Here is a 23,481-nt window from a genome sequence, read left to right as displayed (position 1 = left end):
GGGCTTGAAAGCTGCCGAGAACTGCCATATCTTTTGCACAAGAAATATGACTCTCAATATGGTAGGACGAATTCTGTGGCCCATGTACTCAAGATCCTCGAGCAGACTGGACCTCTCATCTTGTCCTTTATGGACCGGAACGGGAAGATTGCGATCGAGCAGGTTGCGGACGGTTTTGGCATGTCCAAGGGGCAGTTGGCCCAGACCGCCGGTCTTGCGCGCGAGACCCTTTATCGCTCAGAGCGCAGCGCTGCGGCAAAGACACAGGGGCGTCTGCGGGAAATGCTTGAGATCATCAGTCGCGTGACGGACTGGGCGGGCGGCAAGGAGCAGGCGATGGCTTGGTATCGAGCTCAGCCGCTTCCAGCATTTGGCGGACGCACCGCTGAGGCGCTGGTGAAGGATGGCAAGGCCGCAGCGGTCCGTGATTATCTCGATCACATGGCCGTCGGTGGTTTCGCTTGAGGTTCGTTGGAACCTGCTACCTGGCACACGATCCACGTTGGGCATTCAAGCCGACTTCCGGCGAAGGGGCGGCGATCAGAGGTGCGCGATTTAATCCCAAAGGCGTGCCGACGCTCTATTTGGCGCTGACCATCATGACAGCGGTCAAGGAAGCCAACCAGGGGTTCGCGCACCGGATCGATCCTTGCGTGCTGTGTTCCTATGAGATCGACTGCGAAGACATCGTGGATTTGACAACGGACGAGGCGAGGGGAGAATTTTCTATCGCGCTCAAGGACATGGCCTGCGCCTGGGCGACGGCGCTTAGCGACGGAGAGCGCCCAACGTCCTGGTCCATCTACGACCGGCTGCGGTCTCGGAGTATTGCCGGCATTGTGGTCCCAAGTTTCGCGCCGAGCGCCGAGATGGAGGATCGTAACCTGGTCCTTTGGGACTGGGGTCCGGGTCTGCCGCACAAGGTAACCGTATTCGACCCAAGCGGCCGGTTGCCGAAGGACCAGCTATCCTGGCGATAACGCACTTTTCCGCATCCGAAGGGCAGGGGAGGGGGCGAGCCCGGCCTACAGTCCGCTCGCCTTGGTGAGGTTGACACGGAAGCGATCGCGTCGGCGCTGATAGCGGCGAGTCATTTCAGCCGAGGCATGGCCGAGCTGCTTTTGCACATAGCGCTCATCGACTTCGGCCGAGGAGGCGAGGCCAGCGCGTAGCGAATGTCCGGCAAAGAGCTTTGCTCGTTCACCTTCCGACAGATCGCTGCGCACGCCGGCCGCCAGCGCAGTGCGCTTGACCAGGCGCGCGACCTCCTGATCGTTGAGCCGATCGGCGCCGACCGCCTTGCCCTGCCCGGTGACGCGCCTGAAGAGGGGACCGTGCGCGATACGGGCGAGCTTGAGCCAGGTCTGCACCGCGACAACCGGGCAGGTGGCATCGGACGACCCGCGCCCGACTTCCACCTCCCGCCAGCCGGTCTTGCCGCGAAGCGAAACCAGCATGCCCTTGTCGAGGATCTCGATCCAGCCGCGGCCGTCCTCAGTCTGGTCGCGGCCGACGTCCAAAGCCACGATCTCGGAGCGCCGCAGGCCGCCGGCGAAACCCAAGAGCAGCATGGCGCGGTCGCGCAGGCCGCGCAGCGTGCCACGATCGAGCGTTTCCAGCATGGCGACAAGATCGTCGCGCAGGACGGCCTCCTTTTGTCGGGGAGGGGAGGCGTGTTTGTTGCGGATGCCGGCGAGCACCGTGGCGATATGCCGGTCCTTCCGGTCGAGCGGTTGGCCGCGTTGCGCATAGTTCCAGGTCAGGGACGACAGGCGGCGTTCGATCGTTGACACCGACTTTTTGTCCCGCTCCGATCCCGAAGCCTGGGCGGTGATGTAGAGGCCGACGGTCTGCGGGTCCGGCCGCGATGGATCGAAAGACTGGCGCCGGCACCAGGCGCAAAAATGCTTCCAGTCGGCTGCGTAGGCGCGACGGGTGTTCGCCGAACTTGCTGCCTCGACATAATCGCGCGCACGGTCGGCGAGCTTTTCGAGATGAGTAGGCAACGATGTCTGTCGCGGGTCAGGGACCGACGGGGGAAGGGAGGGGCCTTCATCCGGCCGCCCCATCTCCATGACGACGTCGACAATGTCCGGCAGGTCATCGGCGTCGATTGCGTCTGTTGACACCATCAAATTACGGGCTTTGCCCATCCAGCCTCGTCCATTCTAATGTCGCAGCAATGCGATTCTTGCGAGCCAAGGTGCGGCCAAAGTCCGGAATTGTCCACCGGGAGCTGTGTGACGGAATAGCTGCGGGAATTGCGTCCGTTCCGGTCTTGGTATCGCATCAGCGGGAGCGCAACGGGCCTGTCCGATCCAGGGATGGCCTCTCAAGGGTGGTCTCTCCTTGTTTTCATGTTCAACATCCTTTATATTCCGTTCAACAGATGGAGATCCCAAGATGACCATACGTGGCGCAGCGACAGCCGCAAGCGAGGAGCGGATCGCCCATACCCGCAACCGTCTGGTGCTTGAGCAGGCGAGGGCGGTCGGCCTGCTTGGCGCGGCCAAGAACACACGCCTTTCCGGCAGGGTGCCGTCGGAACTGATCGAGGCGGCAAAGAAGCGCGCCCATGTGACCTCCGACACCGAACTGCTTGAGCTCGCCTTGTCGCGGCTGGCCCTCGAGGATGATTTTGGCGCCCGGCTCGTCGGCCGCAAGGGCAGCATCTCCGCTGACATCGATCTTGGCGTTTGATCTAGGGAGCGCACTGCGGTCCCTAAAACCGCAGCGGCGCAGCGCTGGGCTGGAACGGCGACCGGATTCCGCCCTGTCCTGGGCAGGTGACCAGCCGCCTGTCGGCGGAGTATTGCTCCTCGACACCAGCGTCTATCTGGATGTCCTGCAGGGACGCACGCCCGAAGCGGTCGATAACCTCCTGACCTATCGGCTCTGTCACCACTCGGCCGTCTGCCTTGCCGAGCTCAGCCATGTGTTCGGCCGGCTCGATCCGGCGCACCCGACGACAAAGTCGGTCCTGGGAGCCGTTGCGGATACGATCGAGGATGTTCCGGCGCACCAGCTGCATGCACCCGACGCCGCCGCTTGGGGACGCGCCGGCATGCTGGCCGGCCTGTTATTCCGGCTGAGCCATCTACCAAAAGGGGAGGGGCATGAACGCCGCTTCCTCAACGATGCGCTGATCTTTGACCAGGCCGGTATGCTCGGGGCGACGGTCCTGACCGGCAATGTTGGCGATTTCGATTACCTCAGCCAGCTTGTTCCGTCGGTGCGGGTGATCTTCTACCGGGCAGCGCCAGGTTTGCGCCCGCAGGCTTAAAAGCGTCAGTGGGATGCACCAGCGCTATCGTTGCCGTTCCAGGAAAGACCGTCGCGCTGTGGGACGGTCCGGAGGGTCGCTGGGCGTGAATTTGGGCTTCTGCTCGACGAAAACGGCCATTTGTCCTCCTGGCGCATGAATGAACGATAATGCAACATTATCGCTCGTTTTGATATGCCGACAGGCTGTGCGTTTTGGGGCGAGAATGATGGCGCAAAGCGCACGGGCACTTTACCCTCGAAAACCATGATTCGCCTCGATCCCGCGACCGCCAGCTCCTCTGCGCCGCCCTCCGTCCCGGCGTGGGCGATCACAAGCGCCAGCGCGCCGAGCGACGCCGACGCCGCCTTCCAGGCCGGCGCCGCCCTGGCCGCGCTCGACGGTCTGGCCCGCGCGCAACCGAGCTGGGCCGGCGCCTGGCGGCAGCGGCTGGCGCTCAAATGCGCCGCCGCCAGCATGCGGCTCGCCGGCCGCGCCGAGGACGAGGCCGCCCTGCGCGATGCCTGGCACCTGCGCCCGCCCGGCGCCGACCCCGGTCCCGCCGGCGCTATCTTTGGCGCCTGGCGGCAGTTTTCCGTGCAGCCGCCCGTTGCCACCGCCGATCGTTTGGCCAAGATCGTCGAGATGCTCGGACTCCACTGGGATGGCGCGGCGCTGGCCACGCTTTGCGTGGAGGTCGATACCCTAGCAGAATCCCAGCGGCCGGCGCCGTTCGCCGCCGCGGCGATCGCCGCAAACGTCGTCGCCATGCGCCCTGACTGCGAGCTTTTGGCCTGGTGGCTGGCCGACCTGGTGCTGGCGCAAAGCCTGCGCTGGCCGCGGCCGCTGCCGCTGCTGATGGCCCAGACCTTTGGTCCGGCTTTTCGCGGCGAGGCCGGCGGCAAGCGGATCCGGCCGGGCGAAAAAAATTTCGAGCGTGCGGTCTGCATTGCGCTGGTTCGAGCGGCTGCCGATGCCTGCCGGCTGGCCGCCGAGTTGTCGCGTCGTGCTGAAAGACTCCTGGCCGTCGCACCAAAATTGCGCGCCAAGGGCGCCGGCGAGATGATCCAAAGACTGCTCGACGACGACGCCGTCTCCGGATCGCTAACGACCAAAAGCCTGTCGCGCTTTGCGGCGCGACGCCTGTTCGAGCGGCTGCAACAGCTGGATGCCGTGCGCGAGCTTTCTGGCCGCACCACTTTTCGGCTGTTCGGGCTTTAGAGATGAGCGAAGCATCTGCCCGCCGCAAGCCAAACGTTCAGCCGGCTTTGCTGGATACCGAGCTGGAGCACCTGCCGCCGGAGCTGCGCTGGCGCGAATGGATGGGCCGCGTCGAAGCGGTGATCTTCGCGGCAAATGAACCCGTGCCACGCACAGTCCTCGCGCGGGTGGTGGGAAGGAATTGCAATGTCGAGCTGATCATCGACGACATCCGCGCCGAGCTCGCCGGCCGCCCCTACGAGCTGGTCGCGGTCGCCGGCGGCTGGCAGCACCGGACCAGGAAAATTTTTGGCGACGCCATCCGCGCCGCCTTCGGCACGGCGGCGGGCGAGGGGGCAAAAGAACTGTCGCAGGCGGAGGCGCTGGTTTTGATGTGCATTGCCTATTTCCAGCCGATCACACGTGGCGAGCTGTCGAGTTTTTTCGGCAAGGAGGTGTCGCGCGACCTGATCGGCGTGCTGCGCGCGCAGGAGCTGATCGCCTCGGGGCCGCGCAGCCCGCAGCCGGGGGCGCCCTACACCTATGTGACGACGAAGACTTTCCTGTCGCAGTTCGGGCTCGACACGCTGCGCCAGCTGCCGGATTTCGAGGCGCTCGAGGACGCCGGGCTGCTGTCGAAGGAGAAGCTGCTGGCCGGCGACATCATGCCCGACTTTTCCGATGGGGATGAGGGACAGGTTGGGCAAGAAGGGCGGTGAGGACCTCCAGGGGCGCTGACGCCTCGGAGCTATTTCAGCGCGCTATAGAGGGGAGCCAGTCCTCGACGGTCTGAGTGAGATTTGCAGGTTTCCGAACTCGTTTTGTTGCCTCGTCGCCGGCAGTCAATTGGCAACCCAAAGGCTCTTGAGCTCGTGACCGGCAGCCCACTGGGCGGAAGTCTGGGTTTCATTGCATTTGGATTCATACGGGTCGCGAACCATCTGGAATTCCTTGTCGACCACTGCGCCGAACAGAAAGCACTCGTCCTTGTACTGACCACGCTCTGCGCTCGCCATCTTCACCGTCGCCTTGACAACGATGCCGTCCAGGTTGCGACCTTTCCAGTTGACGGCGCCGTAGTCCTGCACCTCGGAGATCACGTCCGTAGCCTTCCAGTTGTCTTGTGAAAGGCCTGCGTTCCACTTTGCGAAATCAGGGAACAGTGTTTCCATATTGATCCCGGAGGAGGTGTTGGGCTTGTCTGTCGTACCCAGAACGGTCCTCTTCAGGCCATCCGAGAACAGGTTGAGCAGTGCGGTCGCGGCTGGTCCGTTTTTCTGGCGCAGATCCAATTGGCGGGCCGATTTGGAATTCTTCTCATCCGCCTCGCGCTGGGCAGCGATCTTCTTCTCCTCGTCGACGGCCACGCGCTTGGCCTCCGCAGCTTTGATTGCTTCCTGCTTGGCGGCATCCAGTTTAGCCGCGCCACTGGCGGCTTCGCTTTTGTCGAGCCACACCGGGGCGAAGGCAAACTGTACGCCGTCGCGTGCGAGCGCTTCAGAGGTGGCCTTCAGGTTGGCGGCCGACGTGTAGAGCACTCGGCACTTTTCGTGCCGTACGTCCTCGTAGGCTTTGTCGGTCGACGGATATGAGACGGTGCTTCCCGACATGCCTGCGAAATCAGCTATCTTGCCAATGGTCGCTTCGTGCACTGCAGCATTGCCGTCGACGACGCTGCAGACCCGGTCGGACGAGCTCGTCAGCAGGATGCCACCATATCCCTCGAGCAGTCCTGACGAGACCTCCTGAGCGATCTTCAAGGCCAGCGTCTGGTCTGAATCCATTCGGGCCTTGATGTCTTCAAAGCGGACAGGATCGAACACGCGGATCGTCTTGGCTTCCATCGCTTCGAGGTAGGCCGCCTGAAGCGTTGGCGGGGCTTCCAGGAATGCCTTCCGCTGGACGAGGAAGAGATCGGCGCCTTCAAGATCGTTCGCCTCGCAGTCCGACCTGACGTTTATTGCCTTGCCTCCCAGCGGGTCGATGGCCCCGAGAAGGGCCTTGTCCAAGGCAGATGTCCTCTCTGGGCCGAACAGGCAGATCCACGCCTGGTTCTTCGTCAGGGAGAACTGGCCGGATATCGTGCGCAGAAGGGAGGGCGCCTTCGGACCTGCGTTGTAGAGGACGACTACGTCTTCTAGCGGGCCGCGGAGGAGCGCCTTGTTCAGTTCGGTGACTGCATAAGTCGCGCTGTTGCTCTGCTGGCCGGCGCTGTTTCCCGACTGGCCGTCGGCGGCCCTGCCTGTATCTAGTTCACCCGCCAGGGCCTGCCGGGCGATCATCGCCCGCACCCCTTCTCGTGCGTCGGCCAGCGTGTCCAGGTCGTTCGTGTCGGAAATCTCGTCGAGCTCCTTCACCTCCTGAACGATTTCGGGAAGCTTGGCCGACGTCAGATGGCTGCTCATCCAATTTTTGAGCGCCCGACGGTCGGCCTGAAGCTCGGCGAAGATTTCAGCCTTCTGCTTTTGGATTGCCTCGGCACGCTCCTTGTCCATCGACGCCGAAAACTCGGAATATCCCGGCAATGCCATGAGGAGATTGCTCAGCCGGAGCGCCGAACTGTTCAGGGAATCGGTGGAATCTGTTCGAACTTGCGCGTTCAGCGCGGCTGCCTGGCCAGCGATCTCAACGAGGTTCGAAGTCTCAGGGTTTAACTTCAGGAAGGTTTCGGCATCCGAGAGCAGCGCCGTTGCGGCGGCTCTCGCGGCTTTCAGCTTCCGGGCCTCCGACTTGTCGTAGGAGGCCTTGTCGGGAAAGCCCTTCTGCTTGGCGTCGCGATACGCGGCGGGATCGGAAAACCCCGACGAGCGATAAGCGACCAACTCCGCCCCGGTTTGAATGCCAAGCTGGAGGGCCGCCCGATAGTCATTGGCTGCCGTGAATCCGCCTGTCTGGGCACTTTGGTATTCATCGCGGTTGCGAAAGCCACCTGACGCGGCGGCATCGTAGTCGCGCTGCGTCATGAAGCCCATACTCTTCGCCTCCGCGAATGCGCTAGCCGAGGTGAAGCCGCCGGCCCTTCCATCGTTGAAGCTCTGCGCGTCCGAATAGCCGAGAGCCCGGGCTGCGTTTCGCTCCTGGTCGCTGCGGAACCCGTCGCCGGCGTTACGTTCGATCTCGGCCAGGCTGTAGTCCGTGAGAAGTTCGCCCGGCTGCAGGTCGAAACGCGCGATATATGCCCTAAAGGCCTTAACGGTCGTCGGTCCGATCAGGCCGTCCACAGGGCCGGAATACAAGCCAAGCTTGGACATCGCCGCCTGGAGCCTTTGGACGACCCTCAGATAGTTGGGCTGGGTCGCGAAGTCGAAAGAGGCTCCGCTCTGGTAAGACATCCAGACCAATCCATCCAAACCGTCCCCTCGCGAGAGAAACGAATCTTGAGGGATGATATGAAGGCCCTTGAGCGCGGTCAGGTTCGCCTTTGCCTTGTCTTGGTAAAGCGTCCCCGCCGCGACAGCAAACACGCCGTTCCGGCTGTGAATGACAAGTGTCGGCCCCAGTGTCGGCGCGTAGGATTGCGCAAGAGCGATGGCCTCTCCTTCGGTCGGCCTGCTCGATACAATGAGCCAAAATGCGTTCGACTGCGGAGGCCTGAAAGCCATCGGCCGCGTCATTTGCTGCCCGTTCTGGATTATCTGGATAAAATCGGAAAGCGATGATGCCGAGCCCATAGCTGGCAAAGAAACAGCGGCCAACAACGCAGCAACGCCCACACTGCACACGCGACGCATGGTAATCCCCTACACAACCCCAGCAGCCATATTCACCAATCCTAGGGGCTAAGCAAGAAGGCGGCAGCGCTTTGAGCTTTTATGCTTACCGGGTGATGGCAAGTATCGGGCGCTAAAGGTGGAGGTCGGTCTCGCGTTGAGGTCCGAGGGGATGAATAGCCGCAGCGACGCCACGCGTCGATCCTCCCCATCACGATGATGATCGTCCAGTCAGACCGGCGGCACCGCCGCGACCAACAGCACCGGCGGCATCAAGCTGGTCGTGCTGATCATGATAACCGACATCGTCGGCACCATCGCCGCCGCCGGCATCACGATGGTGCTGCCCATCTTCCTGTTCTTCTCGAGCGTCGGCGAAGCTCCCCCGGCTAAAATGCCGGATAGGTTCGATCGCCGCCAAAATACTATCGTGGACAGGGTAGATGGACTTAAGGCGCAGGAAACGCGGCTGGCATGCCGCGCCTGCGCCTCATGCTATTAACCGTTGCCGATGATCTTGCTGGCGAACGCAACGCCATCAGCCATCAGAAACAGGGCGAGCGCGATCGAGATGCGGAGCATCAGGTAGCTCATTATGGCGTCCTCCTTTGGAACGCTACCGCGTGAAGTATTTAGCGGACCTTGCAAGTATGGCCTCGAGCCGACAGTGAGAAATACGTCACAAGCAGGACCCGATTCTGAAAGCGCTTTGTCAAATATGGCGTTGATTGTTTATTCCGACCCGCGCATTATCAGGTAGGGCGGGATACGACAAAAATTGCCTAACGCTGTTGAACTAGATTTCGTGGTGGATGTTTCGCCACAATTTGAAAAGCACGTCGATTCGGCGATGCTTCGCCTTCAGGCACTTTACCCTGCGTGCCGGTTCGCCTGGCGCGACGGCGGGATATCAATACGCGGTTCGAGCGACCTCACCGAAGAGCGGTTTCGCAAATATGTTTTGCACGCTGTCTACCGTGAGAAGATCTACGCCGAAACTCTGCCCATGCGCCAGGCGCTCGTCGCCGCGGTCACAAGCCGATGAACGTCTGGCCGCTGAAATTCCGCGAGATGTCGGACGGATCGGTATTGTTCGCCGATGATGCAGGCGGATTCTTCAAGTCGAGCCACGGCTTCCTGGATCGGTACGCCGCCGATAGCCTGACTCCCGTCGACGGAACGTTCCTCAGGGAGGGAAATCACGGCTTCGGTCGGGAGTTCGACCTTCGGTGGACATCGTTCGCCTACAGGTGGGCGCGGCGGCAGGCGAGGCCGACGAGAATGAACTACGTCATCCTCGTGCCGACGCTTAGGTGCAATCTTGCTTGCGGTTATTGCCAGGTCTCCCGGGTTGCCGAGAAAGCTCGCGGGTTCGACTGGTCGCACGAGACCCTGGCCTATACCCTTTCGTTCCTCGACCGCTTGGACGGTCCGGATATTAAGATCGAGTTCCAGGGTGGCGAGCCCTTGCTTCGGGTCGATCTCCTGGAGGCCGTTCGGGACTTCTGCCGCGGAAAGTTTCTCCGGTCTCAATTCGTCGTCTGCACGAACCTGCAGGCACTGGACGAGCGTGCATGGGCCTTCCTGAACGCCGATGACACACTCATCAGTACGTCGCTTGACGGAGACCGGGCAACTCATGAGCGTCAGCGGACCCACGGCAGTGCATTCACCGATGTCTTCTTTCGAAATCTCGAGGCAGCCGTTTCCCGCTATCCGGAAGGGAAGATCTCGGCCCTGCCCACAGTGGATGTCGCCAACCCGCCGGATTTCGACGCGCTGTTGGACAACTACGAGCGCTATGGAATCAGGTCCGTCTACCTACGCCCGATAAACCACCAAGGATTCGCCAGAAAGATCCAGCAGGGCGACAATGTCCTCGCACGGTGGAATCGTCTCCATGCCGAATTCATCGACCGTCTCATCGCCCGCAACCATCGGACCGGGCGCTTCATGGAAGAGTACTATTTCAGCCAGTGCCTGAAGCGTGCGCTCCGCTTCGGTGCCGACAGCCACGTCGACATTCGGAACCCGACCTTCTTCGCCTCCGACTATATCGTCATAGATCACGACGGCCGCTTCTATCCGACCGATGAAGCCCGGATGCTGTCCAGGATCGGCGATATCGATCTCAGCATTGGCGATGTCGGGACAGGAATCGACCGGGCAAAGGTCGACATTCTCAATTCCGGTGCATTCAACCACTTCGATCCGGATTGCATCCACTGCGCCTACCAGCCGTTCTGCGGCACTGACCTGATCGACGACATTTCCCGGTATGGCCGAATCGATGTCCCGCGGCCGGACACATGGTTTTGCGGCCGGCATTTGTCGCTGTTCGACAAGGTGTTCGAGGTCCTCTACCGCAAGGACGAGCCTGCCCGTGCCTCGCTGGCAGCTTGGCTCGGCTTGGGCGGCTGGGACGACAGCATGGCGCCGATACACCGATGATACCCCTGCGCATCAAGGTGGAGGCAAACGCTGACCAGCCTTTCGTGGTCCGGCTTCGCTCGTTTGAGGCCGAGGCCCGCGAACACCTGAATCCTTTCGACGTAGCGCTGGAGCGCGTCGGCCCGGAAGGCGCCCACTATGTCGGCGAGCGCGGTCCGATACGAATCCTTGGCATCGATCCTTCCAAGGTCGATGGAGATGTGCTGCTCGTGAACCCGCGGCGCGGAACCGCGGACCGCCTTATCCGCAGTTCGTCGCACCACAACACCTTACTGGTGACGGAGCGATGCGACCAGGTTTGCCTGATGTGCTCGCAGCCGCCCAAAAAGCATCATATCGACCTGTTCCCCTATTTCGAGACGGCGGCATTGCTGGCTCCAGAAGGCACGACGATCGGTATTTCCGGCGGCGAACCGACGCTTTTCAAAACACAGCTCTTCGAGTTCCTAGGGAGGATTCTGGACAATCGCGCTGACCTATCCTTCCACGTCCTGACCAACGGCCAGAATTTCGATCTGGATGATTGCGAGGCGATAAGACGTATCGATCGAGGAAGGGTGGTCTGGGGTATCCCGCTCTATTCCCGCGATGCCGCTGTTCACGACGAGATCGTCGGGAAGGCCGGCGCGCACGAGCGGCTGTTGGAGAACCTCGCGCTCATGTGCCGCCTGGGTGCCCAGGTAGAGCTCCGCACCGTGCTAATGCGTCCGAATGCTTGTGGGCTGCCTCAACTGGCAAGGTTCATTGCCTCTACTCTGCCATTCATCCGGACATGGGCAATCATGCAGATGGAGAACATCGGCTTCGGCCGTATGAACTGGAAGACGCTCTTCTATGACAGTTCGGAGGGCTTCGACGTCGTCGGCCGTTCCCTCGATCTCGTGAGGAGCCGCGGGATAGATGCCTGGCTCTATAATTTCCCTCTCTGCACTGTGCCGGAAGGATACCGCCATCTGGCGCCCGCCACGATCTCCGACTGGAAACGCGCCTACCGCGGCGAATGCGGTGGATGCAAGTTGAAGGCTGAGTGCGGGGGATTTTTCGAGTGGCATCCGGCTAACCACGGATACGGCAATTTGGGGGCTATCCAATGAAGAAGCGGCTTTTCGCCATACCGTCGCTGCTTGCCGCGGGATTCTTGCCAGCCAATGCGCAGGCGCTGCCGACCAAGTCAACCTTGGACGGAGATGTCGGAAAGACGAAATCTCTCTTCGATATATTTAAGCTCGATCACGTGTATACGCTGGCCGGACATAGCAGTCACAGCAGCCATAGCTCGCACTCGAGCCATCGGTCGTCGACGGGCGGCTATTCCTACATCCCGCCCACGTCGAGCGACCCAGCCCCGTTGTATAGCGCCCCTTCAACACCCGCACCGACCTACCAGGCGCCCGCGATCGCTCCAACGCCGGCGCCTCTGAAAACGCTTCCTGGCAACGCCTACAAATTCAAGGAAATCGTTCAGGAGGTCCAGTTCGCCTTGCTCGCGTTCGGCTACTACAGTGGGGAGATAGACGGCGAGATGAATCCTGAATTGAGGGCTGGGCTGCTACGCATGCAGGCGGACTACTCGCTGAAGGTCACCGGGACGATCACGCCGGAGACGCTGACTGCGCTGAGGATTGAAGCGCGCTAGCTCCCCACACGCGGCAGGGGCCACTCTGTAGGATCCAGGGCCGGGAGCCGTGTGGGGCAGATGCGAAACCGACAGGAAGGTAATAGATGGTTGGGCGCTGCCCTCTTTAGATGGTTGCTCCGAGCGAAGCTTGAATGCCTGCGTGATACAGCAACTTAGCTGGGCCACGGCGGAGATCGCCCCACAACAGATAAGCACTGGGATGATGGCCAAGAGCGAAGAATTACGTGCGAAATTTGGAAGGGCGGCGACCAGGACGACGTCGTGGCTGGTGCTCAACGTGGCTCTGCTTGCCGCCGTTCTTGTCCTTCGGTTCTTCTGGATGCCGGCACCGCAGTGGTGGGGTGACACATATGGTCTAACGGTAAGTGTCCTCACTGGCGGTCTCGTCTCATTCTTCTTTTATTGGCTGGTGGTCTATGTTCCGGATCAGCGCAAACGCCGTATCATCAAGGACAACCTCTCCCAGATGTACCGCAGCATCAAAAAGGACATGCTCTATGCGGTGGTCTTCGCCAGCAGAAAGGGCGGAAGATGCGACCTTCAACCGGATATGGAGACTTTCGAGCGATTGATGACGCCAAAGGGATTCCGAGAGGCTTTCGATGGAGGATTGGAGGCCGATGAAGGCTTCTACGCATTCGAGAATCAGATGAGCGACAATACACCGGAATTTCAGCGGATTCTTCTATCCCTGGAAATGCTGGCAAAACAGATCGAATTCGTGCTGCACAACTACACCATGGACGATCAAGACCTATTCGACTTCTTCAAGCGGCTCGATTTGATACTGCTATCTCTCCGCCGGTCAGCCCCCGGGTACGATGAATCGAAGCCTCTGTGTGGATTCGTGTACGAGATCTTTGCGGGCTGGAATTCGATCGACGGATACCGTGGCTATGACCCGATCGCTAAGATGATTGCCGATATTTGACGGCTACGCTGCCCACATGCGGTTTGCATCAAAAGTGAGCTTGGCGGCCTTCAATTCAAGGACGAGCTTAGTCTTCCAGCCTTCCGTGGAGTCCATCTCAGTATAGATGACGCCGAAGAGATCCGACGGCATTTCGACATCGCCTTTGCGGAGAAGGCATACCCGTCCCCGGCCAAGCCGGCCTGCAAAATAACCGAGTTCGAAAATGACATTCTGGCGCGCCCTTTTGTTCTGGTCTGTCTCGGAGGCTGAGGAAGCCAGATCATCAGGTGTTAGAAGAACGACGGCGAAACCCACCTCCTTGGCGTAGTCCTCGTATTTCTCGATGATTGTCCGGCCTTGGTTAGGCTGTTCTTTGAGGACAATCGCTTCCAGGCCAAGTTTCTCCAAGAAACGGGCAAGCCCGTGAAGGGCGCCTTCATCGTGCCCATGAACGATGAAGACCTTGTTCGATTCCGTGGTGACAAGCCTAGGAGAATTGTCCCCGCAGCTGATCACGTAGCTTTTATAATCGCGAGCGAACGGAATGACGAGTTGGCGCGTGATGGCGTTGACTCCAGCCATCAACTTGCTGCCGGAATCGAAATAGGTATGGCCGAGCTCGACTATAAAATCGGGATTTTCAGCAAACCTGAGGATCAGCAGGAAAGTCAGCCCCAGCGCCCGATTGGGATCGTCGGGCCATTCCAACCTGTCACTTCCAACGATCCCGCCGCCGCGTTCCTGGCTTTCGAGAAAGGCATCGAGATCGAGGCCGTCTGTTAGCGATTTGTTGGCTGCTGCCAAATCCGGATGCTGCAACAGTCGCGCCAGAGTTTTCAGGGGGCGGTCATAGGTCTGGTATTCGGATGCCTGGAGATCGAGAATCGCGTTATTAATCTGCGAGAAAAGGTCATTCGCCATCTGTGTCGCCTTCCAGCCGAGCAGCTGCCGCTTTGTCGAGGATTCCCTTTCGATACTCTCCCTTCATGCCATCTATCAGTGGGCCTACAATGAGATTAGAGGCATAGGGGCCGAGCCTCTCGTCGATCATTCTCTCGACGTCCTGAATCGCAGCCTCGATGCTGGCGGGGTCCTCAGGGTTGAAGGTGACGATTCCAATCTCTCCGTCAATCTCGACGAGGGCCTTTTGCGCCTCCGAAAAGGTCCTGTTCAACCTGTCTAGTCCCTCGATCTTCAATACCATGTTCTCTCCTCGTTCCCGAAGGTGTCTAAGCCGGAAGCACCAGTTTTCGTTTGACTTTGTGGCGAAAAGCTCATCGTTGAGTGCTGCCATGTAAAGGCACTATCGAGGAAATGTAGAGAAGGCCGCCAGCGCTAACGATTCGTCAATGGGCAGAACCTGTTGCTAGATCAAATAACAGGTGGCCCGCGGTCAAACGGCAATTTGATTCAGAACGCTCTGCGCACCCGTGAGGTCACGCCGTCGGTGGTGAGTTCGTAGTCGTTGCGGTGCGGATTGGCCTCGACGAAGCCATCGGGATTGTCACTCTGCGCAATTTCATATCCGGAGGCATCAAGCCACAATACGCGGTCCTCGCGCAAAACGGGCAAGACAGCATAAGAACCGCGATTGCCCGAGGTGCCAGTTAGATTAACGTCAACCCGAGCTGGAGGGCCATTTGCGGCAGGCGAGGATCGACGGCTTCGAGCCCATGCCATGAAGTGGTTTGGATCGATGAGATCCTCGTCATCGGCCTGTGCTAGGTCCTGCTGCTGATATAGCCATTCGACGAAGGCCGGCCTTAGCAGCTTGGCTTCAGCTCGCGATCTGGCCATCCCTTGGGAAAGCACGAAAGCAACAAGTGGCTCAAGCGTGCCCCAGCGGAGTAGCTCCTTTGCCCAGAAGGCGAACCACGGAAGTTCCGTCACGTCCTTCCACGTGGCGAGGGTTGGTGGCGCAAACGGGTCCGTTGATCGCTCAGTCCAGCGACGTGCAACGACTGCGCCAACGGCTATGCCGAGGCGAAACTCAAAGTTGTCGGCTACAAAGGTCTGCCAGGCACGTAGATCGTCAGGTTCAGGTGCGGCGGCGCCGGCGGCGTTCATCCACCAGCCGAGGACGTTCGGCCAGTTGTCGAACAGATTGCGGGAGGTATCGGTGTCGCGCACCAGATAGCCATAGCCGGCATCTCCAGCAACTTCCCGGCCAAGACCCATGAATATTGCGATGCGCTCGTTGTCCGGAAGGTTGCCGTAGGCATCCGCATCTTCAAGCAGTTCTAGCAATGTGCCCGCCACCATATCAAACCGGCGGCCAATCTGTGGTGTGAAGCCGTAGCTGTAGAGTTTTCTCCGCTCGACAGCATCAGGATATACATTTTCAACGACTCCGCGGCCGCGCTTTATGAAGGCCCTTTCCATCCACGCTTCCAAGTCGCTGGATACGCGTGCGAAGGTCCGCTGCCATATTTCGGCAAGTATAGCTTCAGCCTGATCGCCACCAGGATCGGCAGCATCGTCAACGGCGCGCACTTCTTCGATGGCAGAAACGATGACCCCATCGAGTTCATCGAGTGTATCGGCGAGGCGGGCATGTCCTGACTCGTGTGCAGTGCCGGCATCCTCGGATATGTCAATTGGCGCGGTCTGCTCCATCCATCTAAGGAAATCATCCTCGTCGCCGATACCTTCCAGCCGTGAAGCTTCGTCGTACAGAGTGCGAAGGAGCAGCGCGAGCGAACTATTGTGTTCGCCACCACCCGCAGCCTCTTCTGTAAGCCTGTCAACTAAGGTGTCGTACTCGCGACGGCGATCATTCATCTGACTATTCTGGGTGCGCCTCTGCCCAGCCGCGGTTGTGGATATACCAACTGGGATGGCTACCAGTGTCATCCCCTCCATGCTGTTGGCGGCTCCGGGGCGTCCAGCTCTGCCTGCAAGGTTGCGAAACTCGGAAGTGGACAGAGGAATCTCCTCCTGGCGTGGGCGCGGTCGTCCTATGAAGCGGGTACGCTTCAGCAGGGGGAGAAAGATGATATCGAATGGCAGGTTCACGCCTTCCGTGAGCGTGGCTGTTGCAACGGTAATCCGGCAGATTGAGCGTTCGACAAGGGCGACCATCATGCGGCGGAGGCGCTGAGGCATCTGACCATGGTTTGTTGCGATCCCGTGGTCGAGGAGCATCACTTCATGAGAGTTTGCGCCGCAATAATCCATACACACCACGCGAGCTTCGGCAAACAGCGACGCGTGTTCGCCGTCCTGCGGCGGAACAAATCGTGGCGCATCCGCCCATTCCTCAAGCGATAGCGCATCTGCGAACCAACGGATTGTATCTTCGGGCTTCTGAGGGATGGAAATCAGGATCCGTCGATCAGTCAGATGAAGTGCGTTCCAAAGAAGTGCATTCTGCGTGTTGTGATTGAGGCTGTTGCGGATGCGCGGCGGAGCTTGCGGCATTGGGGGGATGCGCAGCGAAATGAAAACACTTTCGTCACGCCCGCGAACGGCAAGTAGCCTGTCGTTCAGAAGGTCAAGCGTGATGCGGGGGCTACGATTGTTAGAACGCACCTCAAAAACGCCAATGGCCTGCCGTGTGCTGCGATAGTAACTGCCAACGGGCTCGGCATCGTCGGTGGACTGAATCCACCGAGCCACAGGATTTGCTGCTCCGCCCGCTACTGCCGTCAGAGCAATCCGAACAATATCCGGCTTCCGGGCGATGATTTTTGACACGAGGTTTTCGAGCCGTAGTGCCCGGCTGCTATGCTGTGCAAGGCTTTCCCGATCACGCGGGCTGCCCTCGACGACGACCTGATGAGCTTCGTCCACAATTAGCAGGCGAAGCCGTGCAAGCAGCATCGGCCCAACATAGCGGAGCAGTGCGTCGGCTTTTTCAACTGTCGCGATCAGCACGGTGGGCAAGTCCGTTGTAAGCCAAGCGTCGGTGATACCCCAGTCGGCGCCGCCATAGAGCCCGGTGACCACGAACTCACGTCCAAGCTCTGATGTGAGCTTGGCTTCCACTTCGCCAGCGAGCGCGCGGGACGGAACGAGGTAGAGTGCTAGCGGAGCGAGTGCAGCATTCTGGGCCAGCAAGAGCAGCTCTTTGACGATAGCCATGTTGGCGATCATCGTCTTCCCTGAGCCTGTGGGAGTGCATAGAGCGAAGGATGACTCATGGAGAAGTCGGTCTAAGCCCTGCTGCTGCGAGGACCACAGAAGGCCTCGTCCACGTTCGAATTGTTTCCGCGCAAACCTCTCCAGGTAACTACTATTGGCTGGTTGCAGGGCCCCAAGCCGCCGCATCGAGGTGTAAACCGATGCCTTGCCGAAACGCTCAAAGGCCGATCGCAGGAAGAATGCCAGAATTGCGATGTCGTCAGGTGCCGCCCGAACGAGAAATTTCTCCACGCGTCGAATGTGCTCCAGCGCGGCCTCGAAGCGTTCATCATTTCCCTTGCGAAGCGAGTGAGATGCAAGACCGAGGCATCTGACGAGCTCAACAGTTGCCAACCACGACATATCCTCAAACGCGGCACTGCCGAAATACGTGGCGCCCGCATTACGGGCTGTCAGTTGCGGGTTGGAAGTCCAAAATGCGGTGCACTTCTCAAGCACTTCGTCGAAGCTGGCGCCAAGAAAGGCTGCAAACAGCTGGAGTCCGGTGTCAGCATAGGCAGTCTGGCGGAGCAGTCCCGTTGCCATCGCAGGCAGGCCGCCGAGCTGATAAGATCCAGCAGCAAAAAGAGCCAGCGGCAGTGTTTTTCTGAGCTCATCGTTTGACCGAGAAAGCCACTCAAACAATTCTCCTGCACGTCGGTAGGCTAACGTCGCCTCAACATGGCTTCCGCCGTCGAGCCTATCCAGAATCCTGGCGGCGTGGATCAGCCGGATGGCCTGAGAAAGTGTGTCGTCAGACTCCCGCACTCCCCATTCCAACGTATTGACCTGCCAACTGGTCTGAATTGCGCGCACAAATGAACGCGCTTGCGCCGGCGTCAGGACCTGATCCTCAGCGAGGGATGCGCGTACGGTCTGGGCCAGTTCGATACGCGCAACGTCACTCATCGTCATCACCGCCTGCCCAGAGCTGGTCATAGATGGCATCGATCAGCTTATCGCCATCACTGAGCATCAGTTCTACAACCTGCAGGTCACGACCAGCCGTGTACTCAGGCGGGGTTTGCTCCCATTGCAGGAGTGTAAAATTCCGCTGCCTCCATGGGCCCGTGCCACCTGCGAGAAGAATAAGGTCGGTCCGCTCAGACGGATCGGGGTCGGCGGGGAGGAGAATGCGGTCCAGCGATTCAATTACGTTCTCGAACTCCTCTTTGGCACATTCCTCGAGTATCTCCTGAAGCTGCCGTACACCGGCTGGCACTGGGAGAGCGCGGTTGATTTCAAACCAGACACCACGTCCGTCGCGAACGAGTTTGCCGTCAGCATCGCGAAGGCTTTTTTTGGTAGCCGGGTCGATGACAGGTTCACCCAACATCACTTTATCACGCTCAGAAGGCGTCCAATTGGCACGCCACTTCGCTTCGCCAGCGATGAACCTTGTCACCTTCCCGTGGGCGTCAGCGCAAATGGCGATAAAGTCGTCACCTCTGCGGCCCTGTACCTCGCGCTCACGTTCGGGAATCCGAACGAGCTGGAACAGGTAGTTACGCGCATCTTCATGATTACGAAACAAAAAGACCGGCACGAGCCATTCATGTTCACCGACATATTTGTACGCCTGGGTGAACAGACCAGAGACGACTTCGCCAAAAAGCCCGCGTCTCGAAATGGGTGGGAGCGCGTTTGGATACTGCGCGTTACATCCCGGTTCACCGTCATCGGGGTGTAGGCTTATTCTCGCAAAATCATGGAACCGCGTGCGTGCATCCAGGTGGGCTGATTCAAAATACGGTGTAAGGCCCGCGCGGACGCGGTCATCGGAAGGGATCAGCTGTTCGAGAAGGAGGTGACCGTATTGTCCCTGAACGGAATCAAATGGTTCCAACCACTCGTCGAGCAACTCCTGTGGCGGGTTAGCCGTGTGCATGTTCAGTACTGCTCGATATTATTGAATCAGGCTATATCTACACATAGAACATAAAGATTACTGAACTGGCTGCAGGCCCTTGAATGCTAGGGGCACTGAAGGCGTAGTCAAGCTTGATGGCGGTTCGTAACATATGACGCCATCGGCCCGCAGCCTCAGCGCTTCTGCTTCTTCAAATCAGCCGTCCGAGGTAAGATCCAAGCCGGACTGAATTCTGCGGGTTAAGCAGTGAGTCAGCTTTCAGGATAAAGAACCACCGGCCCTCTATGGCTGATTGCGGCGCGAAGCTGCCACAGGGATCATGGTCACTGAGGCCTGTTCACGGTTCGTACTTCGAAAGTCGCATAAAATGGCAGTGTGGAATTGGTGCGATGGCGAAGTTAGCCTGCTTCCTGATCAGCCGTATTTGCCTCGCTCCTCAACTTCTCAAGCCGTGACAGGCAGATCATTTCGATACGACCGATCAGGTCGGAGACTCGCTCTGCAAGCCACTGAAGCGCCCCGCGAGTGATCTCGAAGGTAGCAAGTTAGCCAGAGCCATGCTGATCCGAAATATGTAGGCATTTTCGGTCATGGGTGAGACTCGATCATGCGGATCGCGCCAATCCGATGCATGCTGCGCTGACGGTGCGCGGTGCCACGCCCTGGACGGAGCTCGACCGCGATGAAACGCGCGATCCCGATTTCACGCCTGCGCCGCAGGAGCACGGCGACCGTTGGCGTGTGGTCGTGCGTAGCACGCCGGAGGTCGACGAATGATCCCAGCTCGTCGGCGCATGAAATCTACGAGGCACGGCGCCTCGTCGAATTGCCGACAGTTCGTCTCGCCGTCGAGCGCATGGACGATGCCGGCATCCAGCGCCTGAGACGCTCGAGGCGCAGCGCCAGATGACGCATGATCCCGTCCGGTTGCAGATTTCCGACGCCGAATTCCACCACGCCATCTATCGGGCCGACGGCAATCCGCTTCTGGCCGATTTCTGCACGAGATTGTATTCGTTCGGCCTGGAATTCCGCCGCCGGGTGCTTTTGGCGGACGGCGCCGTGTCACTGAGCGTCCACGATCACCCGAATACTCGACGGCTTTGAAAAGCGCGATGCCGCCGCAGCCGTTGGTGCAATGGAGAAGCACCTTATCAGGATCCGCCGCACGACGCTGGATGTGATGAACTCCTGATCGGATTACGGCCATTTTCCTGGCGCGCTGGATAGTCACCGAGTTCGAGCCCAGGATACTGCGCGTCGACGCGCTTCATATCGGTGGTGAATTCGGCATCCATCCAATCGCAGATCTCGGAAACTACAGGGGTCTCCTGCTTGCGGGCGATGACCAGTTCGCACGTCCGGCCGGTCTTCATGACCGGGCCTACCGGCACCAGGACCCCGCGCGCCAGGTGATGCGACACGACGTTGAGCCAGCCGAGAGCCACGCCCTGCCCGAGCAGGGCGGCCTGGACCACGACTGTATAGTCTGAAAACTGCAGCCCGCCCGCCGTGCCATTTGCCGTGTTCTCCGAAAACAGGCCCGACCAGTCCGGTTCTGCCGTGCTGAGATTGATGATCCTGTCGAGCGCCGGCATGAACGTGCCGGTGGGCGCCTGTTTTTCCGGCAGGTGAGGAGCGCGGATCGGCACCAGCAATTCCGGCATCAGCTTGCGCGCGACGTGCCGGGCGTTGCTGCCATGATCGAAGCGCATCGCAATATCGACACCGTCCACGGCTCCGCCAAGCGGTCCGCTGATCAGCTGGAAGCGGATATCGATTTTCGGGAATCTCGACTGGAACAGCGCCAGCCTGGGCATGAACCAGTGCGTGGCGAAGGCAGACGACACCGAAAGAACCACTGTCCGCATTCCCGACTGCCTTGACTGCTGCACCCGCAGGACTGTTCGCTCGATTTCGTCGAAGCTGCCCGAAATTCCCGAAAAAAGCACGCTGCCCTGCTCCGTCAGGACGGCGCCGGAAGCGGTCCGGTGGAAAAGCGCGACGCCCAGATGGGCCTCCAGCCGCCCGATCGTGCGACTGACAGCCGGGCCGGTGACGCAAAGTTCCTGCGCGGCACGGGCAAAGGTCCCGCAGCGTACCGCCGCCTCGAAGGTCACGAGCGCATTGAGCGAAGGAAGCAGGTGTCTAAGGCGGGACATTACAAAATGTAAACTCCCCGATCAGCATTTGTGGAATTGCGGCGACGCATCCTCTTCTGTTCATTGAACGCAAGCTTCCGCCGGTCGGAAGCCGGTTTCAGCGAGGAAGAGAGGCAGGTCTGATGTCCTTCAAGCAATTCAAGGTTTTGACATTCGACGTCGTGGGGACGCTCATCGATTTCGAGAAAGGCATTCTCGACGCGTTCCGCTCGATCGGCGGAAAGGCTGCCGAGGGGCTGAGCGACGACGATCTCTTTGCCCCCTATCTTGAAGGGCGCGTCGATCATCCTGGCCGCTCCAGCCAGGTCATGGCGGACGTCTACCTCCATGTGGCGCGCAAGCTCGGCCTGCCCGCCGACCAAGGCTCGGCCGACGCTTTCCAGATTGCCGTGCTGCGCTGGCGGGCATTCGAGGATTCCGCCGAGGCACTCAAGCGGCTGCGCCGGCATTTCCGTCTCGTCGCGATGACGAATGCCGACCGCGTCGCCTTCAGCGCCTACTCGCACACGCTTGGCAATCCCTTCCATGACGCGGTCACGATGGACGACGCCAAATGCGCCAAGCCTGACCCGCGCTTCTTCTCGCACAATCTCGGACGGCAGTCCGCCTTCGGCTATCGCCAGGAGGACATGCTGCACGTTGCACAGAGCCAGTATCATGATATCGGGGTTGCCCGCTCGCTCGGTTACAAGGTCTGTTGGATCGAGCGGCGGATGCACCAGGAAGGCTATGGCGGCACACCGCATCCGGGCGAAGTGACGAAGCCGGATTTCCATTTCGCCACGCTGCGCGACCTCGCCGACGCCGTCGAGCGAGAATAGCTCCGCCGGCGCCCAAGGGAGGACGATGCCGATGCCGGACCTGGCACATCCACGATCGCTGTGGCTGGAAACGGCCTCGCCCGCGCCGCCCCCGGTCGCGCTTGGCAGCGCGGTCAAGGCCGACATCGCCATCATCGGCGGCGGATATACCGGTCTCAACGCCGCCTTGCGCGCCATCGAGCGCGGCCTGCATCCCGTCGTTCTGGAAGCGGTCGAAATCGGCTGGGGCGCTTCTGGCCGCAATGGCGGGGTCGTTTCCACCAAGTTTCGCGCCTCGCTAAGCGACATCGCGGCGCACCATGGGCTTGAAACGGCGCGGCGCATGCACCGCATCGGCCATGATGCGATGGATCGCGTCGAACGGAATATCGAAGAACTGGGTATTGCCGATGCCGGCTTCATCCAGACCGGCAATTTGCGTTGCGCCCACAACGAACTTGCCCAGAAAAGGCTCGTGGCGGAAGCGGAGACGGCGCGGGGCATGTTCGGCGATGCCAGCCTGACCATACTCGACGCCGACGCGGTGCGCGAGGAAACCGGTTCGGCCGATTTCGTCGGCGGCGTGCTTTCCACCCATGCCGGCATCATCCATCCCCTGAACTATGCGCGGGGGCTTGCCGGCGCAGTGCGCAGCGGTGGCGGCGAGATCTTCGAGAATTCGGCCGTATTGGCGCGCCGGAAGGAGGGTGACCGCACCGTTTTGACGACGGCGCGAGGCCAGGTCGCAGCCGGGCATGTCTTGATCGCCACCAACGGCTATTCCGACATCACTGCCGCCACGGCGCCGGCGCGCGGAACCGTGATCCCCTTCCGCAGCGCCATGATCACGACCGAGCCGCTTGGCGCCGACCTCAAGGCCACGCTGATGCGGCACTGCCGCAGCTACAGCGAGACGCGGCGCATGATGCGCTGGTTTCGACCCGCCGCCGACCGGATGCTGTTCGGCGGCCGCGGGGCTTTCGGGCGCGAAGATTCCGCCTCCGCCTTCCAGGCGCTCGAAAGGGCGCTGAAGGAGATGCTGCCCCAGCTTGCCGGCACCGCGATCACCCACCGATGGTCGGGGCTCGTGGCCATGACCATGGATAGCCTGCCGCAGGTCGGCATGCTCGACGAGCGGACCGGTTTCGCGCTCGGCTACAACGGGACCGGCATCGCCATGTCGAGCCTTATTGGCCGCCGTGCCGTCGACCTGATGCTGGGAGACAGGCCGGAACTCGGCCTGATGCAACGCAACGGGCCGCAGTCCATCCCCTTCTATTTCCTGCGCGAGCCGGCGGTCCGCACAGTCGCGGGCTGGTATCAGTTTCTCGACCGCATCGGCCGCTGATACC

The 23,481-nt window shown here is 60.3% G+C and carries 22 protein-coding genes; 15 read left to right on the top strand and 7 right to left on the bottom strand.

Features of this window, described 5'->3' with window-relative positions; translation table 11 throughout:
* Positions 1 to 129: 129 nt before the first annotated feature.
* Together FJ426_RS16815 and FJ426_RS16810 are read left to right on the top strand one after the other, a co-directional pair.
* Positions 130 to 465 (top strand): MbcA/ParS/Xre antitoxin family protein, encoded by a 336-nt coding sequence (locus FJ426_RS16815; RefSeq protein ID WP_181176968.1) that lies wholly within the window; start codon positions 130 to 132, stop codon positions 463 to 465.
* A complete protein-coding gene (locus FJ426_RS16810; protein WP_140825378.1) occupies positions 462 to 980 on the top strand; it encodes an RES family NAD+ phosphorylase in 519 nt (172 codons plus the stop codon). Before FJ426_RS16815 ends, FJ426_RS16810 begins: the two co-directional genes overlap by 4 nt.
* A 45-nt stretch (positions 981 to 1,025) precedes the next feature.
* On the opposite strand, the gene FJ426_RS16805 is transcribed toward FJ426_RS16810, so the two are convergent.
* Entirely contained in the window at positions 1,026 to 2,153 is a 1,128-nt protein-coding gene (locus tag FJ426_RS16805) for a site-specific integrase (RefSeq protein WP_140825377.1), read from the bottom strand.
* A gap of 250 nt (positions 2,154 to 2,403) precedes the next feature.
* On the opposite strand from FJ426_RS16805, the gene FJ426_RS16800 reads away from it, so the two are divergent.
* From FJ426_RS16800 to FJ426_RS16785, 4 genes are all read left to right on the top strand, one after another.
* Positions 2,404 to 2,700, top strand: coding sequence for a hypothetical protein (locus FJ426_RS16800; protein WP_140825376.1), 297 nt, complete (start codon positions 2,404 to 2,406; stop codon positions 2,698 to 2,700).
* The gene (locus FJ426_RS16795; RefSeq protein WP_140825375.1) at positions 2,690 to 3,283 is read left to right on the top strand and encodes a type II toxin-antitoxin system VapC family toxin; all 594 of its coding nucleotides are present in this window, start codon (positions 2,690 to 2,692) and stop codon (positions 3,281 to 3,283) included. The genes FJ426_RS16800 and FJ426_RS16795 overlap by 11 nt, the downstream gene beginning before the upstream one ends.
* Before the next feature lie 246 nt (positions 3,284 to 3,529).
* On the top strand, positions 3,530 to 4,483 hold the full coding sequence (locus FJ426_RS16790; RefSeq protein ID WP_140825374.1) for a DUF1403 family protein: 954 nt from the start codon (positions 3,530 to 3,532) through the stop codon (positions 4,481 to 4,483).
* Positions 4,484 to 4,485: 2 nt separating this feature from the next.
* Entirely contained in the window at positions 4,486 to 5,181 is a 696-nt protein-coding gene (locus FJ426_RS16785) for an SMC-Scp complex subunit ScpB (RefSeq protein ID WP_140825373.1), read from the top strand.
* 123 nt (positions 5,182 to 5,304) lie between these two features.
* Here FJ426_RS16785 and FJ426_RS16780 read toward each other — a convergent pair whose 3' ends face one another.
* Positions 5,305 to 8,193: a peptidoglycan-binding domain-containing protein gene (locus FJ426_RS16780; RefSeq protein ID WP_140825372.1), complete on the bottom strand. Its 2,889-nt coding sequence runs from the start codon at positions 8,191 to 8,193 to the stop codon at positions 5,305 to 5,307.
* A gap of 757 nt (positions 8,194 to 8,950) precedes the next feature.
* On the opposite strand from FJ426_RS16780, the gene FJ426_RS16775 reads away from it, so the two are divergent.
* The 5 genes from FJ426_RS16775 (at position 8,951) to FJ426_RS16755 (ending at position 13,193) form a co-directional block, all read left to right on the top strand.
* The gene (locus FJ426_RS16775) at positions 8,951 to 9,217 is read left to right on the top strand and encodes a hypothetical protein (protein ID WP_140825371.1); all 267 of its coding nucleotides are present in this window, start codon (positions 8,951 to 8,953) and stop codon (positions 9,215 to 9,217) included.
* The gene (gene hxsB / locus FJ426_RS16770; protein ID WP_140825370.1) at positions 9,214 to 10,623 is read left to right on the top strand and encodes a His-Xaa-Ser system radical SAM maturase HxsB; all 1,410 of its coding nucleotides are present in this window, start codon (positions 9,214 to 9,216) and stop codon (positions 10,621 to 10,623) included. Before FJ426_RS16775 ends, hxsB begins: the two co-directional genes overlap by 4 nt.
* A complete protein-coding gene (gene hxsC / locus FJ426_RS16765) occupies positions 10,620 to 11,717 on the top strand; it encodes a His-Xaa-Ser system radical SAM maturase HxsC (protein ID WP_140825369.1) in 1,098 nt (365 codons plus the stop codon). Before hxsB ends, hxsC begins: the two co-directional genes overlap by 4 nt.
* Positions 11,714 to 12,259 carry a His-Xaa-Ser repeat protein HxsA gene (hxsA, locus tag FJ426_RS16760; protein ID WP_140825368.1) on the top strand — a complete coding sequence of 182 codons (546 nt, stop codon included), beginning with the start codon at positions 11,714 to 11,716 and terminating at the stop codon, positions 12,257 to 12,259. The genes hxsC and hxsA overlap by 4 nt, the downstream gene beginning before the upstream one ends.
* 205 nt (positions 12,260 to 12,464) lie before the next feature.
* A complete protein-coding gene (locus tag FJ426_RS16755) occupies positions 12,465 to 13,193 on the top strand; it encodes a hypothetical protein (RefSeq protein WP_181176956.1) in 729 nt (242 codons plus the stop codon).
* A gap of 3 nt (positions 13,194 to 13,196) precedes the next feature.
* Here FJ426_RS16755 and FJ426_RS16750 read toward each other — a convergent pair whose 3' ends face one another.
* From FJ426_RS16750 to FJ426_RS16735, 4 genes are all read right to left on the bottom strand, one after another.
* On the bottom strand, positions 13,197 to 14,096 hold the full coding sequence (locus FJ426_RS16750) for a nucleotide-binding protein (RefSeq protein ID WP_140825366.1): 900 nt from the start codon (positions 14,094 to 14,096) through the stop codon (positions 13,197 to 13,199).
* Positions 14,086 to 14,379 (bottom strand): hypothetical protein, encoded by a 294-nt coding sequence (locus FJ426_RS16745; protein ID WP_140825365.1) that lies wholly within the window; start codon positions 14,377 to 14,379, stop codon positions 14,086 to 14,088. Before FJ426_RS16745 ends, FJ426_RS16750 begins: the two co-directional genes overlap by 11 nt.
* 206 nt (positions 14,380 to 14,585) lie before the next feature.
* On the bottom strand, positions 14,586 to 18,206 hold the full coding sequence (locus tag FJ426_RS16740; protein WP_210242332.1) for a DEAD/DEAH box helicase: 3,621 nt from the start codon (positions 18,204 to 18,206) through the stop codon (positions 14,586 to 14,588).
* Complete coding sequence (locus FJ426_RS16735) at positions 18,199 to 19,185, bottom strand: aminotransferase (RefSeq protein WP_140825363.1); 987 nt, start codon at positions 19,183 to 19,185, stop codon at positions 18,199 to 18,201. The genes FJ426_RS16740 and FJ426_RS16735 overlap by 8 nt, the downstream gene beginning before the upstream one ends.
* A gap of 576 nt (positions 19,186 to 19,761) precedes the next feature.
* Between FJ426_RS16735 and FJ426_RS16730 the strand changes: the two genes are divergently transcribed.
* Together FJ426_RS16730 and FJ426_RS16725 are read left to right on the top strand one after the other, a co-directional pair.
* A complete protein-coding gene (locus tag FJ426_RS16730; protein WP_181176955.1) occupies positions 19,762 to 19,944 on the top strand; it encodes a hypothetical protein in 183 nt (60 codons plus the stop codon).
* Between the two features lie 48 nt (positions 19,945 to 19,992).
* Complete coding sequence (locus FJ426_RS16725; protein WP_281405494.1) at positions 19,993 to 20,274, top strand: FCD domain-containing protein; 282 nt, start codon at positions 19,993 to 19,995, stop codon at positions 20,272 to 20,274.
* Positions 20,275 to 20,321: 47 nt separating this feature from the next.
* Here the strand turns inward: FJ426_RS16725 and FJ426_RS16720 are convergent, their stop codons facing one another.
* The gene (locus FJ426_RS16720) at positions 20,322 to 21,329 is read right to left on the bottom strand and encodes a LysR family transcriptional regulator (protein WP_140825361.1); all 1,008 of its coding nucleotides are present in this window, start codon (positions 21,327 to 21,329) and stop codon (positions 20,322 to 20,324) included.
* A 122-nt stretch (positions 21,330 to 21,451) separates the two neighbouring features.
* Between FJ426_RS16720 and FJ426_RS16715 the strand changes: the two genes are divergently transcribed.
* Together FJ426_RS16715 and FJ426_RS16710 are read left to right on the top strand one after the other, a co-directional pair.
* Positions 21,452 to 22,150 (top strand): HAD-IA family hydrolase, encoded by a 699-nt coding sequence (locus tag FJ426_RS16715; protein ID WP_140825360.1) that lies wholly within the window; start codon positions 21,452 to 21,454, stop codon positions 22,148 to 22,150.
* A gap of 31 nt (positions 22,151 to 22,181) precedes the next feature.
* Complete coding sequence (locus tag FJ426_RS16710) at positions 22,182 to 23,477, top strand: FAD-binding oxidoreductase (RefSeq protein ID WP_140825359.1); 1,296 nt, start codon at positions 22,182 to 22,184, stop codon at positions 23,475 to 23,477.
* Positions 23,478 to 23,481: the final 4 nt, after the last annotated feature.

This window comes from Mesorhizobium sp. B2-6-4 (assembly GCF_006441495.1).
Taxonomy (GTDB): Bacteria; Pseudomonadota; Alphaproteobacteria; order Rhizobiales; family Rhizobiaceae; genus Mesorhizobium.
The sequence above is the reverse complement of the archived record's forward strand: the minus strand, read 5'-3'. Positions and strand labels throughout refer to the sequence as shown.